The organism is Tenuifilum thalassicum (genome assembly GCF_013265555.1).
In the GTDB taxonomy this organism is placed as follows: Bacteria; Bacteroidota; Bacteroidia; order Bacteroidales; family Tenuifilaceae; genus Tenuifilum; species Tenuifilum thalassicum.
The window spans coordinates 539,121-555,487 of the sequence record NZ_CP041345.1; the positions used below are offsets into that span (position 1 = coordinate 539,121).

The 16,367-nt window shown below is 38.1% G+C and carries 11 protein-coding genes; 8 read left to right on the plus strand and 3 right to left on the minus strand.

What is annotated here, in order from left to right:
- Window positions 1-34 precede the first annotated feature (34 nt).
- The 5 genes from FHG85_RS02240 to cysK all read left to right on the plus strand — a co-directional run bounded on the left by FHG85_RS02240 (window position 35) and on the right by cysK (window position 6,091).
- Complete coding sequence (locus tag FHG85_RS02240) at window positions 35-1,432, plus strand: MltF family protein (protein WP_173072647.1); 1,398 nt, start codon at window positions 35-37, stop codon at window positions 1,430-1,432.
- A 218-nt stretch (window positions 1,433-1,650) separates the two neighbouring features.
- Window positions 1,651-2,610 carry an IS30 family transposase gene (locus FHG85_RS02245; RefSeq protein WP_173072648.1) on the plus strand — a complete coding sequence of 320 codons (960 nt, stop codon included), beginning with the start codon at window positions 1,651-1,653 and terminating at the stop codon, window positions 2,608-2,610.
- Window positions 2,611-2,687: 77 nt separating this feature from the next.
- On the plus strand, window positions 2,688-4,226 hold the full coding sequence (gene gltX / locus FHG85_RS02250; RefSeq protein WP_173072649.1) for a glutamate--tRNA ligase: 1,539 nt from the start codon (window positions 2,688-2,690) through the stop codon (window positions 4,224-4,226).
- A 169-nt stretch (window positions 4,227-4,395) separates the two neighbouring features.
- Window positions 4,396-5,163 carry a serine O-acetyltransferase EpsC gene (gene epsC / locus FHG85_RS02255; RefSeq protein WP_173072650.1) on the plus strand — a complete coding sequence of 256 codons (768 nt, stop codon included), beginning with the start codon at window positions 4,396-4,398 and terminating at the stop codon, window positions 5,161-5,163.
- A gap of 13 nt (window positions 5,164-5,176) precedes the next feature.
- Window positions 5,177-6,091 (plus strand): cysteine synthase A, encoded by a 915-nt coding sequence (cysK, locus tag FHG85_RS02260; RefSeq protein WP_173072651.1) that lies wholly within the window; start codon window positions 5,177-5,179, stop codon window positions 6,089-6,091.
- Between the two features lie 5 nt (window positions 6,092-6,096).
- Here the strand turns inward: cysK and mutS are convergent, their stop codons facing one another.
- From mutS to FHG85_RS02275, 3 genes are all read right to left on the minus strand, one after another.
- Window positions 6,097-8,721: a DNA mismatch repair protein MutS gene (gene mutS / locus FHG85_RS02265; RefSeq protein WP_220429222.1), complete on the minus strand. Its 2,625-nt coding sequence runs from the start codon at window positions 8,719-8,721 to the stop codon at window positions 6,097-6,099.
- 484 nt (window positions 8,722-9,205) lie between these two features.
- Window positions 9,206-12,175 carry a protein translocase subunit SecDF gene (gene secDF, locus FHG85_RS02270; RefSeq protein ID WP_173072652.1) on the minus strand — a complete coding sequence of 990 codons (2,970 nt, stop codon included), beginning with the start codon at window positions 12,173-12,175 and terminating at the stop codon, window positions 9,206-9,208.
- 99 nt (window positions 12,176-12,274) lie between these two features.
- Window positions 12,275-12,706: an aspartyl protease family protein gene (locus FHG85_RS02275; RefSeq protein WP_173072653.1), complete on the minus strand. Its 432-nt coding sequence runs from the start codon at window positions 12,704-12,706 to the stop codon at window positions 12,275-12,277.
- A gap of 80 nt (window positions 12,707-12,786) precedes the next feature.
- Between FHG85_RS02275 and FHG85_RS02280 the strand changes: the two genes are divergently transcribed.
- From FHG85_RS02280 to FHG85_RS02290, 3 genes are all read left to right on the plus strand, one after another.
- The gene (locus FHG85_RS02280; protein ID WP_173072654.1) at window positions 12,787-14,628 is read left to right on the plus strand and encodes a PAS domain-containing sensor histidine kinase; all 1,842 of its coding nucleotides are present in this window, start codon (window positions 12,787-12,789) and stop codon (window positions 14,626-14,628) included.
- Between the two features lies 1 nt (window position 14,629).
- The gene (locus tag FHG85_RS02285) at window positions 14,630-15,289 is read left to right on the plus strand and encodes a response regulator transcription factor (RefSeq protein WP_173072655.1); all 660 of its coding nucleotides are present in this window, start codon (window positions 14,630-14,632) and stop codon (window positions 15,287-15,289) included.
- Between the two features lie 137 nt (window positions 15,290-15,426).
- Window positions 15,427-16,362, plus strand: a complete 936-nt coding sequence (locus tag FHG85_RS02290; protein ID WP_173072656.1) for an NYN domain-containing protein — start codon at window positions 15,427-15,429, stop codon at window positions 16,360-16,362.
- Window positions 16,363-16,367: the final 5 nt, after the last annotated feature.

The window sequence follows — 16,367 nt, forward strand, 5'->3', positions numbered from 1 at the left end:
GCGTTTCTAATTGATTAACCAAAAAGATCATAATATGGTTAGATTTTTTAATGTTTTATTTAGGGGGTTGATTTTTTTGGCTTTCTTACTACTCTTTTCATGTTTAACAAATGAAAGGAGCAATAACGATTCCGTTGAGTTCCAAAGGGATTTAGCCGATATCTTAGTTGACGGAAAGATAGTAGCGGTAACTGATTACGATGCCATAAGCTACTTTATTTATAAGGGAAAGCCAATGGGTTACCAGTACGATATGCTTCGGGACTTGGCAACCTATTTGGGAGTAAAGCTAGAAATTATCACTGAAAGTGATATCGATAAGTCGTTTGAACTATTAAAATCAGGTAAGGTCGATATCATTGCAAGTAGCTTAGCTATAACTGCGCCCCGGAAATCTGAGGTTGATTTTACATTGCCGCACGGTCAAACAAGTCAGGTATTAGTTCAGCGTTTTGATGAGAATGGTGTTAAAGTAAAACAACCTCTCGATTTAGCTGGTAAAATTGTTTATGTTCAGAAGAGCTCATCTGGAGCACAACGGCTTAAAAACCTGAAAGATGAGATAGGTCGTGATATCACTATTGTTGAATTACCTAACTATGATGCTGATAAACTGATTGAACTGGTATCGACGGGTGAAATTGATTATGTGGTTTGCGACCAGTCTGTAGCTCAGGTTAAAGAGAACTTTTACAAAAACATTAACATCGATGTGCAAATTGGTTTTCCTCAGGAAATAGCTTGGGCTGTTAGAAAAACATCTCCAGAACTACGGGGAAAAATAAATACTTGGCTTGAGGGTTACCTAAAAACTGCCCACTATAAGCGAATTGAACGTCGTTATTTTTCCGAAAATAGGTTTAACAAAAGAGCCAGTAGCGATTATTTCTACATTTATACTGGGAAAATATCACCCTGGGATGAGTATTTCAAGAAATATAGTAAGGAGATAAACTTTGATTGGCGTTTGTTAGCCTCGCTGGTATACCAAGAGTCTCGATTTAACCACAACGCGCAATCAAAAGTGGGGGCAAAAGGCTTAATGCAATTCATGCCAGCTACAGCTAAGTTCTTTGGGATAAGCCATAACGAAAAGCCAGAGGAGCAGATTAAAGCTGGAGTAAAGTATATTAAGTGGCTCGATGAGAAATGGGCTAAATATGGGGTGCCTAAGGAAGAGAGAATAAAATTTGTATTAGCATCTTATAATGCAGGTATTGGACATGTAATTGATGCACGGAATTTAGCCCAAAAATATGGGAAGAATCCAAATGTATGGGAAAATAATGTTGAGTACTTCATTCGTCATAAATATGACTTTGCCCATGACCCTGTGGTTAAGTATGGTTCTTTAAAGGGAACTGAAACCTACCTTTATGTTAAAGAAATAATGGACAGGTATGAGCATTACAAAAACATTATAGGAGAGTGAAAGTTCAATTAGTAAATGCGAAAAAATTCTTGAATGATGATGATGATGGTCTGTTGATAATCGGAAATAACTTTTAGCAAAGCGTTAAAAAAGTTATTCTGATTATCAATAGACAACGACAAGAAAAGAATTTAAATTAAAGAAAGAGAGAAAAACTAAAAAGTATTTTCTCTCTTAATGCAAATGTTCGACCTTTGTTTTCGCAAAAAAAAATACGGATGAAGCATTTGACATTGGAGCAAAGATACGCAATAAAAGCGTATTTGGATTGCGGGAAAACAAAAAGTGAAATAGCCAGGGCTTTAAAAGTTCACAAGAGCACTATTTATCGTGAAATAAGTCGCAATAGTAGCAAGCGAGGTGCTTATAATCCTGATTCTGCTAACGAGTTAGCGGAAGAGAGGAAAGAGCGTTTCTGTCAGAATCGCAGGTTTGATACAAGCATGCAAGTAAAGATAGACAATTGGATAAAAGAAGAGCAGTGGTCGCCTGAGCAAATAAAGGGACATTGTGATAGAAATGGAATTGAAATGGTATCTCATGAAAGAATATACCAGTACATAAGGGCAGATAAACAGGCCGGAGGGGAGCTGCATAAGCATATGCGGCATAAGCTAAAACACCGCAATCGTCCTGTTGGAGGGAAGCGTGTAGTTATAAAAAACAAGGTTTACATTGACGATAGGCCTGCTGTAATAAACAACAAGGAGCGTTTTGGTGATTGGGAGATTGACCTAATTGTTGGGAGGAATAATAAAGGAGCAATGGTAACTTTAGTTGAAAGAAAAACATCAATGATTTTAATAAGGAAATTGGAGGATGGTAAAGATGCAGATGGACTTGCTAATACCGTAATTAGAATGCTACTGCCCTATAAGAACAGCGTAAAATCAATAACCAGTGATAACGGTTCCGAATTTGCCAGACATGAAAAAATAGCGAAAAAATTGCAGGCTGACTTTTACTTCGCTCATCCATATTCTTCTTGGGAAAGAGGATTAAGTGAGTACTCTAATAAATTAATAAGACAGTACATCCCTAAAAAATCAAATTTTGATACCTTTGATTCAGATTTTGTGAAACAAGTACAACATAAAATAAACAGAAGACCAAGGAAGACTTTGCATTTTAGTACTCCAAAAACAGAGTTCTTTAATTGTGTCGCATTTGCTTGTTGAATTTACGGAGTAAAGAACTCTCCTTTTTTTTTGTTGCTAATAGTCAATATTAATACCTTTGCGAAAATTTAACAAGGATGACTAATCGTAGAGTAAGAGTTCGTTTTGCTCCAAGTCCAACAGGACCACTCCATATGGGAGGAGTACGTACTGCATTATTCAATTACTTTTTTGCCCGCCAGCATGGTGGCGATTTTATATTACGTATAGAGGATACCGATTCACAACGCTTTGTTCCTGGAGCCGAGGAATATATTAATGAAGCCTTGGAGTGGTGTGGCATAAAGGTTGACGAAGGCGTTAGGCAAGGTGGCCCCTATGCCCCTTATCGTCAGAGCGAACGTAAAAATATATACAAACAATATGCCGATAGGCTAGTAGAGTCTGGGCATGCATATTATGCATTTGATAAGCCCGAAACGCTTGAAAAGCTAAGGGCTGAGGCCGAATCAAAGGGTGGGGCTTTTACCTATAACTATTCTATACGAAACTCTTTGGAAAATTCATTATCGTTACCCCCTGATGAGGTAGAACGCAGAATAAACAGTGGCGACCAGTGGGTTATTAGGTTTAAAATGCCTGAGAATGAGGAGGTGATAATGAATGACCTGATTCGAGGAGAGGTACGTGTAAATACATCAACACTTGATGACAAAGTGCTTTTCAAAAGCGCTGATATGTTACCTACCTATCACCTTGCAAATGTTGTCGATGATTTCTTGATGGAAATATCACATGTAATTCGTGGTGAGGAATGGTTACCTTCGTTACCCTTACATGTGTTACTATATAGAGCTTTAGGATGGGAGGACAAAATGCCTAAGTTTGCTCACTTACCTTTACTGCTTAAACCAACTGGCAATGGGAAGTTGAGTAAGCGTGATGGTGACAAGATGGGATTCCCTGTATTTCCGCTGATGTGGAAAAATGCAAATGGAGAGATCTCTCGAGGATATCGTGAGGATGGTTATTTCCCAGAGGCATTCGTCAATCTGTTAGCTTTGCTAGGTTGGAACCCTGGAACCGATCAGGAAATCTTCTCCATGGATGAGCTAATTAACCTTTTTAGCATTGAACGAGTTAATAAATCGGGAGCACGGTTCGATCCTGAAAAAGCGAAATGGTTTAACCATCAGTATCTAATTAGGAAATCAGACAAAGAGGTTGCCGAGCTCTTTTCACCCATTCTTGAGCAGTATAATATTGATGTTGATTTTAGTAAGCTGGTTAAAATAGTTGGGCTGGTTAAGGAGCGCGTTAATTTTATTCACGAGCTCTGGGAGCAAACAAACTTCTTTTTTGAGCGCCCAATTGAGTATGAGCAAAAGGCTGTGTCTAAACACTGGAAAGCAGAAACCCCTGAGATTATCAACATGGTTTCTGACCTGCTAAAGCAACTTGATCCTTGGCAAGCATCTGACATTGAGGCTGGTATTAAGAACTTTATTACCTCAAATGGATATGGAATGGGTAAAGTGATGAATGCCATAAGACTTTGCCTTGTTGGAGCATCAAAAGGACCTGGAATTGCCGATATTTGTGAAATCCTTGGAAAAGAGGAAACCCTAATTCGGTTAAATCAGGCAGTTTTAATTTTAAATGGAACAAAACATTAATTTGATTGTTTATAGCTAAATGATTAACACAAGAAACATAGCATTAACCTGTTGTTGGTATTGTACAGTACCACATGGAGGGCTTGCTATGTGTTAAAATAGATATTTACTAAAAAGTAGTTTGAGCCCTTCCAGTTATGGAAGGGTTTTTTGTTAAAAAAAATAAGATATGAAACTTGATGCATTGAAAGGGTATAGCAGTACCCAGCATGTTATTTCAGAGTTTAGTGAAGCATTTACAGAGATGGTCTTTTTAAGCCTTACTAGGAGAGATGCTACACTTATTTACAGTGATGATTTTGATACATCATTTAAAACAGTACTAAACCTTGTAGAGGCTGATAATGGATTGGCAGCAAACTATGTTGCTAGCATTTCCAGTAAGCTGCCAAGTTTAATTTCAATGCTTGAGGCAGATGCTAAATCTATTTATAACAATGATCCTGCAGCAGAAAGCCTTAATGAAGTTCTCCTTGCTTATCCTGGCTTTTTTGCTATTGCACACTATAGGATAGCCAATCTACTTTATAATGAGGGAATAAAAATCATACCTAGGCTAATAACGGAATATGCACATAGTAAGACAGGAATTGATATTCATCCAGCAGCAACTATAGGAAGTGAGTTTTTTATTGATCATGGTACTGGAATTGTAATTGGGGCAACAACAGTTATCGGGAATCGGGTAAAGATTTACCAAGGCGTAACATTAGGTGCTTTAAGTGTATCAAAATCGATGTCAGCAAGAAAGCGACATCCTACCATTGAAGATGATGTAGTTATTTATGCGGGCAGTACAATCTTAGGTGGCTCAACAGTAATAGGCCATAATAGTACCATTGGGGGAAATGTTTGGCTTGTAAAAAGTGTTCCGCCTTATTCAAAGGTTTATCATGAAAGCAAGGTTGTAGTTAAAAGTCAGAGTGTAAATTTTTAAACAAATAGATTATATGAAACTTTTTGGAATTGAAGAAAGAATTGGGAATACCCCTCACATTCGGTTATCCAAGTTATTTGAAAGTAACGATGTATGGTTAAAAGATGAAAGAATGAACCCAACTGGAAGCATAAAAGATCGTGCAGCCATGGCTATGATTTCTGATGCCGAACAGCAGGGATTAATTAAATATGGTAGTACGATAGTTGAACCAACATCTGGGAATACCGGAATAGGACTTGCCATGATTGCTGCACTAAAAGGGTATAAATTAATTCTAACGATGCCTGAAAGTATGTCGGTAGAGAGGCGAAAGTTACTCGAAGCATATGGCGCAACCATAGTTTTAACTCCTGCCTCGCTCGGTATGGATGGTGCAATCTCAAATGCTTCCGAAATTATTGAACACACTCCAGGTGCATGGATGCCCATGCAATTTAGTAACAAATCAAATCCTCAAATTCATTATCGTACAACCGCGGAGGAGATTATTCAGGATTTCCCCAATGGGGTTTCTGCTCTTGTTGCTGGAGTTGGCACTGCTGGTCACATTTCGGGAGTGGGGAAACGGCTAAAGGAAATTTTCCCTTCAGTAAAGGTGTATGCTGTTGAGCCAAGTGCTTCCCCAGTGCTTTCTGGTGGGTATAAGGGACCGCATAAAATTCAGGGTATTGGTGCTGGTTTTGTGCCCGACAACCTTGATAGAACTGTTGTGGATGAGATTATTAAAATTGAGAATGATGAGGCATTTGAGGCTGTCCGACGCTTAGCCAAGAGGGAAGGAATACTAGCAGGAATTTCTACGGGTGCAAATATTGCAGCCGTAAGCAAGCTTGTTGAACAAGGCAAAGCCAACGGAACTGTTTTAACCTTTGCATACGATACTGGAGATCGCTACCTAAGTGTGAGTGATTTGTGGAATAGCTAAGCGGTTTATAGTCCTGTTAACCGTTTAATTTCATTCAGTTTATTCAGCGCTTCTAAAGGTGTAAGGTTATTTATGTCGATATTTTTAATCTGATCCCGTATTTGTTTTAGTACGGGATCTTCTAATTGGAATATACTAAGCTGATAACCTTCGCGGTTTGCGCTAATATCCTCTACTGGCTTACTAAGTGTTTGCCGTTGGTCTGATTTTTCAAGTTCTGAAAGAATTTCATTAGCACGTTTAACAACACTTGGTGGCATACCAGCCATACGTGCCACGTGTATACCAAAGCTATGCTCACTACCACCCCTCACTAACTTTCTAAGGAAGATTACCTGGTTATCGACCTCTTTTATTGTTACATTATAATTTTTTACCCGTTTGAAAGACTTCTCCATTTCGTTTAGCTCATGATAGTGAGTAGCGAAAAGGGTTTTAGCGCGGGCAGTTGGATGTTCATGTAGATATTCAACAATAGCCCAGGCAATTGAAATGCCATCGTATGTAGATGTTCCTCGGCCAATCTCGTCGAGCAAAACTAAGCTGCGTGGAGAGATATTATTTAGAATGCTAGCCGCCTCTTGCATCTCAACCATAAAGGTTGATTCTCCTAAAGAGAGATTATCTGAAGCGCCAACTCTTGTGAATATTTTATCAACCACTCCAATGCTTGCTTTCTCGGCTGGAACAAATGAACCCATTTGGGCCATAAGAGTAATAAGTGCCGTTTGTCTTAGCAGTGCCGATTTACCGGCCATGTTTGGCCCAGTTATTATAATGATTTGATGCTCACTTGTATCTAAATAAACATCATTAGCTATGTACTGCTCTCCAGGAGGGAGCATCTGTTCAATAACGGGGTGACGCCCTTGTTTGATGTCTATTACGTCATCTTCTTTAACCTCTGGGCGGCAATAGTTGTATTCAATGGCACATTTGGTAAAGGAGAGTAAACAGTCGAGTTGGGCTATTAGGTAGGCATTTAGCTGAATTGACCCAACGTATTCGGAAAGGCTATGTACCAGACTTTGATAAAGGCTTTGCTCTAAGGCCCCAATCTTTTCCTCGGCACCCAGAATTTTCTCTTCGTACTCTTTGAGCTCAGGAGTAATATATCGTTCTGCAGAAACTAAGGTTTGCTTTCTTATCCATTCTGGGGGGACTTTATCCTTATGCGTGTTGCGAACTTCTATATAATAACCAAAAACATTATTAAAGTTAATTTTAAGCGATGGAATTCCTGTTCGCTCAGATTCTCTTTGCTGAAGGTTTATAAGATATTCCTTTCCTGATGAAAGTATTTCACGAAGTTCATCTAGTTCCTCGTTTACTCCATTTGCTATCACTTGACCTTTGCCAAGAGTCATTGGGGCATCGGGAACAATTTCCCTATCAATCCTTTCACGGATAAGGCTGCAAGGATTTAGCTGTTCAGCAATTCTTAGGAGGGTAGGTTCATTGCTTTCAGCGCATAGTTTTTTTATCTCTTCAATTAGAAAAAGCGAATTTTTAAGCTGAACCATTTCCCTAGGCTGAATTCTGCCAACAGCAGCTTTGGAGATAATCCGCTCTAGGTCGCCAATTTCGCTAAGTTTTTCATCAAAGCTTAACCTAATATCTTCGTTTTCCTTAAGGAATCCAACAACATTAAGTCTATCGTTAATGGAGTCAATGTTTTTTAATGGTAATGCCACCCATCGTTTTAATAGGCGTCCGCCCATAGGTGAGGAGGTTTTATCAATTACCTCGATAAAAGTTTTTGCTCCCTCATTAATGGAGCCAAAAAGTTCAAGATTTCTGGATGTGAATTTATCAATCCATACAAAGCTATCCTCATCAATTCTAGAAATGGATGAAATATGACCAATCTGGTTATGTTGCGTTACATCGAGGTAGTATAGGATTGCCCCTGCAGCAGTTATTGCATGCCCTAGGGTATCGATACCAAACCCTTTGAGCGATTGGGTTTTGAAATGCTTTGTTAACTTTTCGCGGGCCGCTTCCTCATTAAAAGCCCACTCATCAAGGTTAGTAATATAGTGTCTACCCCCAAAATGTTCAATAAACTCCTTATGTTTTGTTCGTTCAACGAGTATCTCTTTCGGTTTAAAGTTGTTGATAAGCTTGTCTAAATAATCAATATTCCCCTCCGATGCATAAAATTCTCCCGTTGAAATATCTAAAAATGCAACACCACCAAATGATTTATTGATATAGACGCAGGCTAAAAAGTTATTTTCCTTGTGCTCTAGAATATTGTCGTTATATGCAACTCCTGGGGTTACAAGTTCTGTAATCCCACGTTTTACAATTTTTTTTGTTTTTTTAGGATCTTCGAGCTGTTCACAAATTGCGACCTTTTGTCCTGCTCTTACAAGTTTTGGTAGGTATGTATCTAATGCATGGTGAGGGAAACCTGCTAGTTCAACATACGATGCTGCTCCATTTGCCCTTCTTGTCAATGTAATACCTAATATTTCGGATGTCTTTATAGCATCTTGCCCAAATGTTTCATAAAAATCGCCTACTCTAAAAAGCAGTATAGCATCGGGGTGATTCCTTTTAATGCTAAGATACTGTTTCATTAGTGGTGTTTCCACCATGTTTATATCACTCTTTTTGCTCACCATGTTTTATTTAAAGATATTCGTTTGCAAAAATACCAAATCCTGTAGATGAAAGGTTAACTTGTTGAAAAAACGTTAAAACTACTTTACAACATGTTTTTTCTCCAAGGTAATAGTTGGTAAATAATTACTTTTGTTTATGAATAAAGAAAACCCCGACTTCACAGCCGGGGAATTCAATGGTTCAGGTATTAGTAAGGATTGGAAATAATCACAGTAAAGTTAAAAATTTTCAACAACATTTTCAACACTTAGGTTTCAATAGAGGGCCACTGTGATAGTAACTAATACCTAACCATATATAAGACAGGCTTTTGGCCTGTCTTTTTTTTAAATAAAAACTATAGAATTTAATCCTTGCACAATGGGGGTACCTAAAAAAACTTAACATAAAAAATCTGGCTTTAACTATAAATAATTTTGCTATTGTCTTGATATCCCCATAAAAAAAGCGACCAATTTGGCCGCTTTTTATTTGTAACGATAATTATTTCTTTTTCTTTTTATCCCTGTTTTTTTCAAGATCGTAAGCTACAGGTGCAGAAACAAAGACTGATGAGTAGGTACCAATTAGTATACCAACAATCAGTGCAAATACAAATCCTCTGATTACCTCACCACCAAAGAAGAACATGGGAATAAGAACAACCAGGGTTGAGAATGAGGTGGAGAATGTTCTACTAAGAGTATCATTAATAGCGTTGTTCATGTTCTCTTTTCTGTCGCGCTTTGGATGTAGGCCAATGTACTCACGGATACGGTCGAAGATGATAACCGAGTCATTAATTGAGTAACCAATTATGGTCAGAATTGCTGCAATAAACGACTGGTCTATTTCCATGTTAAATGGAACTCTGTGGTAAAGGACAGAGAACATTCCAATGGTAATAATAGAGTCGTGGAAAAGAGCGACCACACCACCTGCACTATAGCTCCAATATCTAAAGCGAATTAGAATGTAGATGAAGATAACAATCAGAGCAAAGAAAATAGCAATGTATGCGTCGCGCTTAATGTCATGAGCAATGGTTGGCCCAACCTTAATAGAGCTTTGCTTGTAGATTCGTTGGAAATCATTAAAGGTGGCACCTTCATCCATAAATGGTTTAACACCAAGATAGATTAGTGAATCAACTTCGTTGTCTACATTCTCATCGTTAACATCAATTTTATACTTGGTAGTTATTTTTACCTGATTAGCATTACCAATTGTTTTAACTTCAGGAGCCTCACCAAGGTATGTTTTTAACGACTTGCTAACATCAACAGTTGAAACATTATCTGAAAAACGAACAATGTAAGAACGACCACCAATAAAGTCAATACCTGGGTTAAGACCACGAATTGCTAAAGAGATTATAGCACCTAAAATTAGTATGCTTGAAATTACGTAGGCTTTCTTTCTAAGACCTATAAAGTCAATTTTAAGACCTTGGAATGCATTTTTAGAGATCTTTGTAGAGAAAATTAAAGGAAGGTTTTTCTTCTCCATCCAAAGGAGTACAAGCCTTGTAATGAAAATGCCAGAGAACATAGAGGTTGCAATACCAATCATTAGGGTTGTTGCAAAACCACGGATTGGACCTGAACCAAATAGGTAAAGAATTACACCTGTAAGGAATGTGGTAACGTTACCATCAATAATAGCTGAAAGTGCATTTTTGTAACCATCTTTTACAGCAAGGCTAAGACCTTTACCTGCTCTAATCTCCTCACGAATACGTTCAAATATTAGCACGTTTGCATCAACCGCCATACCCATAGTAAGTACGATACCTGCAATACCAGGTAAGGTAAGGGTAGCACCAAATGATGCAAGAACGCCCATGATGAAGAATAGGTTTGCAAGTAATGCAAAGTCGGCAACCAAACCAGCGCTACGGCTGTAGTAAAATACCATGAAAATAAGTACAATGATAAAGGAAGCAATAAATGATCGTAAGCCAGCATTAATTGCCTCTTTACCTAGTGAAGGACCAACTAGCTGTTCTTCAACAATACGAGCAGGAGCAGGTAACTTACCAGACTTGAGCACATTAGCTAGGTCTTTTGCTTCTTCAACAGTGAAATCACCTGTAATTTGAGAACGGCCACCCCTGATTTCGGTTTGAACCCTTGGATATGAATAAACGTAATTGTCAAGGACAATGGCAATGCAACGACCAATGTTGTCGCCAGTCATACGAGCCCAAATACGAGCACCCTCGGCATTCATTTCCATATCTACTTCAGCAGAGCCTTTTTGATCGCCAAAGGCTTCGCGAGCATCGGAGATTGCACCGCCATCAAGAGGTGCGCTGCCATCACGAGTGGTTATTTTTAGAGCAACTAGCTCATACATTACCTTTTTCTCATCCCACTTTGGTGGTTTAACACCCCAGCGGAATTTAACATCAGGAGGGAATAATGCCTTAATCTTAGGCATTTTAAGGATTTGGTTAACCTTTGCTGTATCCTTAAAGTGTGAATAACCAACAACAGGACCAGGAGCTGGTTGATTGTTATAAAGGTTAAGTTGTAGGATGCTAAATAATGGATACTCTTTAGCCATATCGGTTGTGGCTTGGAGAGTATCTTCTTTTTCAGTTTCCTTTAACTTACTTAAAAGCTCATCTTCTGAATTTTCGGCTTTAGTTTCTTCTTCAACTTGTTGTTTATCTGATTCAACTGCTTCTACTTTAGCCTTGTTGATCTCGGCAAGGGTTTTATTAGCTGCAACAAAGTTGTCGAGAATTTCCGAAAGTTCGTAAGTTTCCCAGAATTCAAGATTTGCTGTTCCTTGTAGTAGTTTACGAACACGCTCAGGTTCCTTGATTCCAGGTAGCTCAATTACAATTAACCCAGAATTTTCGAGGCGTTGAATGTTTGGTTGTGCAACCCCAAACTTATCAATACGATTTCTTAAAATATTGAAGGAGTTGTCAATTGCGTTATCAGCTTCTTCTCTTAACACTTGTAACACATCGTCATCGGATGAGTCAAAGGTAACTTTCCCTTTAAGTTCGGGAGTACTAAAAATAGAAGCTAAACGAGCGTTGGGCGCAACCTGTTTGAAGGCTCTTCCAAATTTGTCAACAAAATGTTCGCTTCCAGGCATTTGTTGTGCCAGTTTCATCGCCTTAACAAATGATGAATCTTGGCTGTTGTTGGAAAGAACCCTAATCAGGTCGGCAACTGAAACTTCTAACTTAACAAACATACCCCCTTTAAGGTCAAGTCCAAGGTTAATCTCCCTCTCCTTGCAGTATTTGTAGTTAAATCCAAATAGGGGATAAACCTTTTCTTGCGACATCGAGTCGAGGTAATGTTCGTACTTCTTACTGTGAAAAACACTGTCCGTTGCATATTCCCGGGCTTGCTTCTCTACCCGTCGGGTTACATAAGTAAACGAAAGCTGGTATAAACTTACCAGGGCTAATGCAATGGCAATAAATCGGATCGCACCTTTATTCTGCATCGTTCTATAGTATTAAAAAGTTGATAATTTGCCACTTTTCAAAAATATCGGGCAAATATAATTTTTTTTAACAAACTATCACCCAAAAAGGGCCTCAATTTATTCACCGATATTTTTAAAGTTTATGCGTTGCCGCTTAATATTAATACTTGTAACATAGTTCATAAGGAAATCGCAACCGAGCACACCTCCTATTTTTACACCAGAAATTTCATAGTACGAAGATGATAAAAAGCTCAAATCGGATACAGCCACCTGGAAATTATTAATTTCCACATTGCCAATATAAAAACTCTTTAAAGTTGCAGTACTTACACTATCGGTTTGCGAGTTAAAGCCAAGAACCAAGCTATTTGGATGTTGTTCTAGTTCAATATCACCTAAAATGTTTTTGTCAATTACAGTTCTTGATGCTCCTGTATCGAGTACCAGGTAAAAACCATTACCGTTCAGGTGGCATTCTATTAGCCAGTGGTATCCATCTTCTGAAAAATCAACTATCTTGAACTTAACACTTTTAGTCATTCCCATTGAAATAAAAATTTGCTTGAAGTTATTGAAATATTCCAAGGTTTACGTAAATTACAGTCGAAAAATGTTTTTTTGTGTAAATGGTTAGATTCAAATTGAAATCGACTTATACCTATTTAGCAATTATCGCAATTTTAGTCGGTCTTTCTTCTATTACGATAATTATCTCCGACTCATATTCCGCTTTTTTAAAAGAGAAAAATATAGCCGAAAGGCAGCTGATAAATAAAATATCAAAAGGCTTATGTTTAATTGATTATTTGGAACGTGATTTTAAATACAATAGCGACTTTGATTCCCTTAAGAAGAAAATAAAAGGGATTCTGTTGAGCAATAAAGATGTTAAATCGATTTCTTATGCCGAAGGCGATACTTCAACGTTTTTTTTAACCAATCAAAATTCGGAGTTTACAGTAAAGTTTACTGAAAAAAAGTTCCCTGATGGGAGGGAAGAGGAAGTTCAGGGTGATAGTGTTTTATTTAGAGTAAATCATATAAGTGGCCAGTTCTTTGTTGATATTTGTAAAAAAGGAGTGGACCAGAATTTTGCAGTAGAAATTTACTTATATCAATCTACACATATAAGGATTGATAATACAAAGAATAGGTGGCTATCCTTGAATATTTCTGGCAAATTATCTCCGATTGTTTTACCTGATAAATGTTTTGACATAAGCAGGAAGTCTTTTACCAAATTTATAGCTGCGCGGCTATTTTTATTATTTCTTGCCCTCTTTCTACCATATATTGTTGCTGGCAGCTATTTTAAGCAATTAATAAAGGATGATACTTTAAAGATTGAAAGATATTTAGATTCTTCCGATGAGAATTCCACCAATGAGCTGAGATTATTAAAAGGCATTAAGCCCATTATTCATAAAGCAAATGTGCACAGCAAGGAATTAGAGGTGCAGCTAGATGAATGTAGAGATCGGCTATCGCAGTTTTACCAAGCTTCGGTTGATGCTATCCTCATACACAGTGGAGGAGTCCCGCTTTTCTTTAATCCTGCATTAGAGGAGTTAACTGGTTATAAAAAAAGCGAATTGGCAAAAAAAACGCCATATGAATTTATTGAGATTGAGCCCGAAATCCTTTCTGAACTCCGTGAACAAAGCCAACCTGCTGCAGAGGCTCTTTTGAAAAGGAAAAATGGCGATAGTCTTTATGTTGAAATCCAAATAAAACCAGTAACATATAGGGGGCAGAAGTCGGAATCAATTGTTATCAGAAATATAACACATAGGAAGTTCATGGAACGTGAACTTCAAATTCAACGAATGCGTCAGGTTAAATCGGTGATTGATGGGCAGGAAAAGGAGCGACAGCGTTTATCGCGCGAGCTACACGATGGATTAGGGCAAAACCTGGTGGCCATAAAGCTAAAGTTAGAGAGCATACCGCCTAATAAAGATGAAGAACTTAATAATACGCTTTCGCAGGTTAAGCATATGTTTAGCCATACAATTGAGGAGGTACGAAGGATATCGAACAACCTGATGCCTGCCGCTCTTAAAGAGTTTAGCCTGGCGGTTGTGCTAAGGAATTTATGCAACGAGGTTGAGAGTAACTCTGGCATAAACATCAGCTTAAGCGTAGGCGTTTTGCCTGAACCTATCGATCAGCTGCTAAAAACTTACATTTACCGAATTGTTCAAGAGGCGCTAACCAACGTAATTAAACATTCAGGAGCAAGTAAGGCAAGCGTAGCTGTATATGCCGATTTTAGCAACCTTCATCTTCAGATAGAAGACAATGGGGAGGGTTTCAACACCTCGGCTAATACAGATACTGGAAATGGGTTGTACAATATGAAAGAACGAGCTGTTCTGCTTAATGGAAAAATAAGCTTTATCTCATCAAAAGGGAAGGGAACAAAAGTAGTGGCAGAGTTTCCTTTACAACAACAAAAAAACACCTAAAATGGATAAAATTAGAGTCGCACTTGTAGAGGATCACCAGCTAGTTCGCGATGGCATTCGATTGCTATTAACAGATTTGCCAAACATTGAGGTTGTTGCTGAAGCCGACTGTGCCAAGAAATTGCTAAATGTTATCAAAGATGTTAACCCCGATGTTATGCTAGTTGATATTTCCCTGCCCGAAATGTCGGGTGTTGAGCTGACAAATGTTATTACATCTAACCATCCCGATATTAAAGTGATTATACTTTCCATGCATATTGAACAGGAATACATTTTTAACTCATTACGAAATGGAGCAAAGGGATACCTTCATAAAAGCATTTCACGCGATGAGCTAATTGAAGCCATAGAGGAGGTTTATAATGGGGGAGAGTACTTTAGCAAGGAGGTTTCCGGGATAATTTTAAAAAACTATCTTAGGCGAATAAAAAATCCCGATAGGGTAGAAGAGTATGAGAATAAAAAGCTAACTCCACGCGAAATGGAGATACTAAAAATGGTGGCACAAGGATACTCTAATCAGCTTATAGCAGAAAAACTTTTTATAAGTGTGCGTACAGTTGAGTCGCACAAAAATCATATCATGCAAAAGCTGGAGCTAACTACGGTGGTCGATTTAGTTAAGTATGCAATTAAGAATAAGATAATAGACCTGTAAACGTTTGCATTGATTAATATCAATAACTAGATATGTGCATTTTCAATTTGATTTTTAAATGATTAACTTTGCAACCTTTTCTAAAGAATTGAAATAAGCAGCAATTAGTTTATATGTAAATTTAAAATGTATAAAACATGGCACTAAAAAACCAGAGAAAGGATTTGCTACGCATTGGCGTATTCTACGATGGAAATTACTTTCTTCATGTTAGCAACTATTACAACTATTTTCATTCACGTAAAAAAAGGTTGAACATTGCCGGATTACACGAGTTTATCCGTCATATGGTTGCTCAGCAAGAAGGTTTAGAGCCAAATTATTGTCAAATCACTGAGGCTCATTTTTTCCGTGGCAGAATTAGTGCACAAGAGGCAAGTCAACGTGGCAACCAGCTCTATAACGATCGGGTGTTTGATGACATTCTGATGTCAGAAGGTGTTATTACTCACTACCTTCCTATTCGTCCTCGTGGTGGACGCCGCGAAGATAAAGGTATTGACGTTTGGCTAGCTCTTGAAGCTTTTGAGCAAACGCTCTACAAACGATTCAACGTTTTGGTTCTTATCACCTCCGATGGCGATTATGTTCCTTTAATTCGTAAGATTAACTCACTGGGAACAAAAGTGATGGTTTTAGCGTGGGATTTTGATTATACCGACGATCAGGGTAGAGAGGTTACTACCCGTACATCTCAGGAGCTGTTACGTGAGGTTACCTATCCTTTGTCCATGCATGAACTCATTAACGATGGCCTTAGCAAAAAGGATAGGGTGGTTGAGAATCTTTTTGCGCTCCAAGACTATAGCCAGCCAAGAATACAACCTTCTAAAGACGTTATTACCGATGAAGAGGTTAAGCGTGCTCGTGTGTTAAGCATTAATAATGGTTATGGGTTTATTCAGTATCCACCTAATAACCTGTTCTTTCATTATCAAGATGTTGCCGAGGGCGATTTTGAGGAGTTAATTGAGGGCGATATGGTTGAATTCCAGATTGGAATAAACGAAAAGGGCCAAGAAGTCGCCAAGAATGTTAGGAAAGTTCCTGAATACGATGTGAACTCCTGGTAGAAAAC

Coding starts and splice junctions, on each gene's coding strand:
- FHG85_RS02280 (WP_173072654.1), top strand. CDS start 12,787: ATGGTTAGATTCAAATTGAAATCGACTTATACCTATTTAGCAATTATC.
- gltX (WP_173072649.1), top strand. CDS start 2,688: ATGACTAATCGTAGAGTAAGAGTTCGTTTTGCTCCAAGTCCAACAGGA.
- cysK (WP_173072651.1), top strand. CDS start 5,177: ATGAAACTTTTTGGAATTGAAGAAAGAATTGGGAATACCCCTCACATT.
- FHG85_RS02240 (WP_173072647.1), top strand. CDS start 35: ATGGTTAGATTTTTTAATGTTTTATTTAGGGGGTTGATTTTTTTGGCT.
- FHG85_RS02285 (WP_173072655.1), top strand. CDS start 14,630: ATGGATAAAATTAGAGTCGCACTTGTAGAGGATCACCAGCTAGTTCGC.
- epsC (WP_173072650.1), top strand. CDS start 4,396: ATGAAACTTGATGCATTGAAAGGGTATAGCAGTACCCAGCATGTTATT.
- FHG85_RS02290 (WP_173072656.1), top strand. CDS start 15,427: ATGGCACTAAAAAACCAGAGAAAGGATTTGCTACGCATTGGCGTATTC.
- FHG85_RS02245 (WP_173072648.1), top strand. CDS start 1,651: ATGAAGCATTTGACATTGGAGCAAAGATACGCAATAAAAGCGTATTTG.
- mutS (WP_220429222.1), bottom strand. CDS start 8,721: ATGGTGAGCAAAAAGAGTGATATAAACATGGTGGAAACACCACTAATG.
- FHG85_RS02275 (WP_173072653.1), bottom strand. CDS start 12,706: ATGGGAATGACTAAAAGTGTTAAGTTCAAGATAGTTGATTTTTCAGAA.
- secDF (WP_173072652.1), bottom strand. CDS start 12,175: ATGCAGAATAAAGGTGCGATCCGATTTATTGCCATTGCATTAGCCCTG.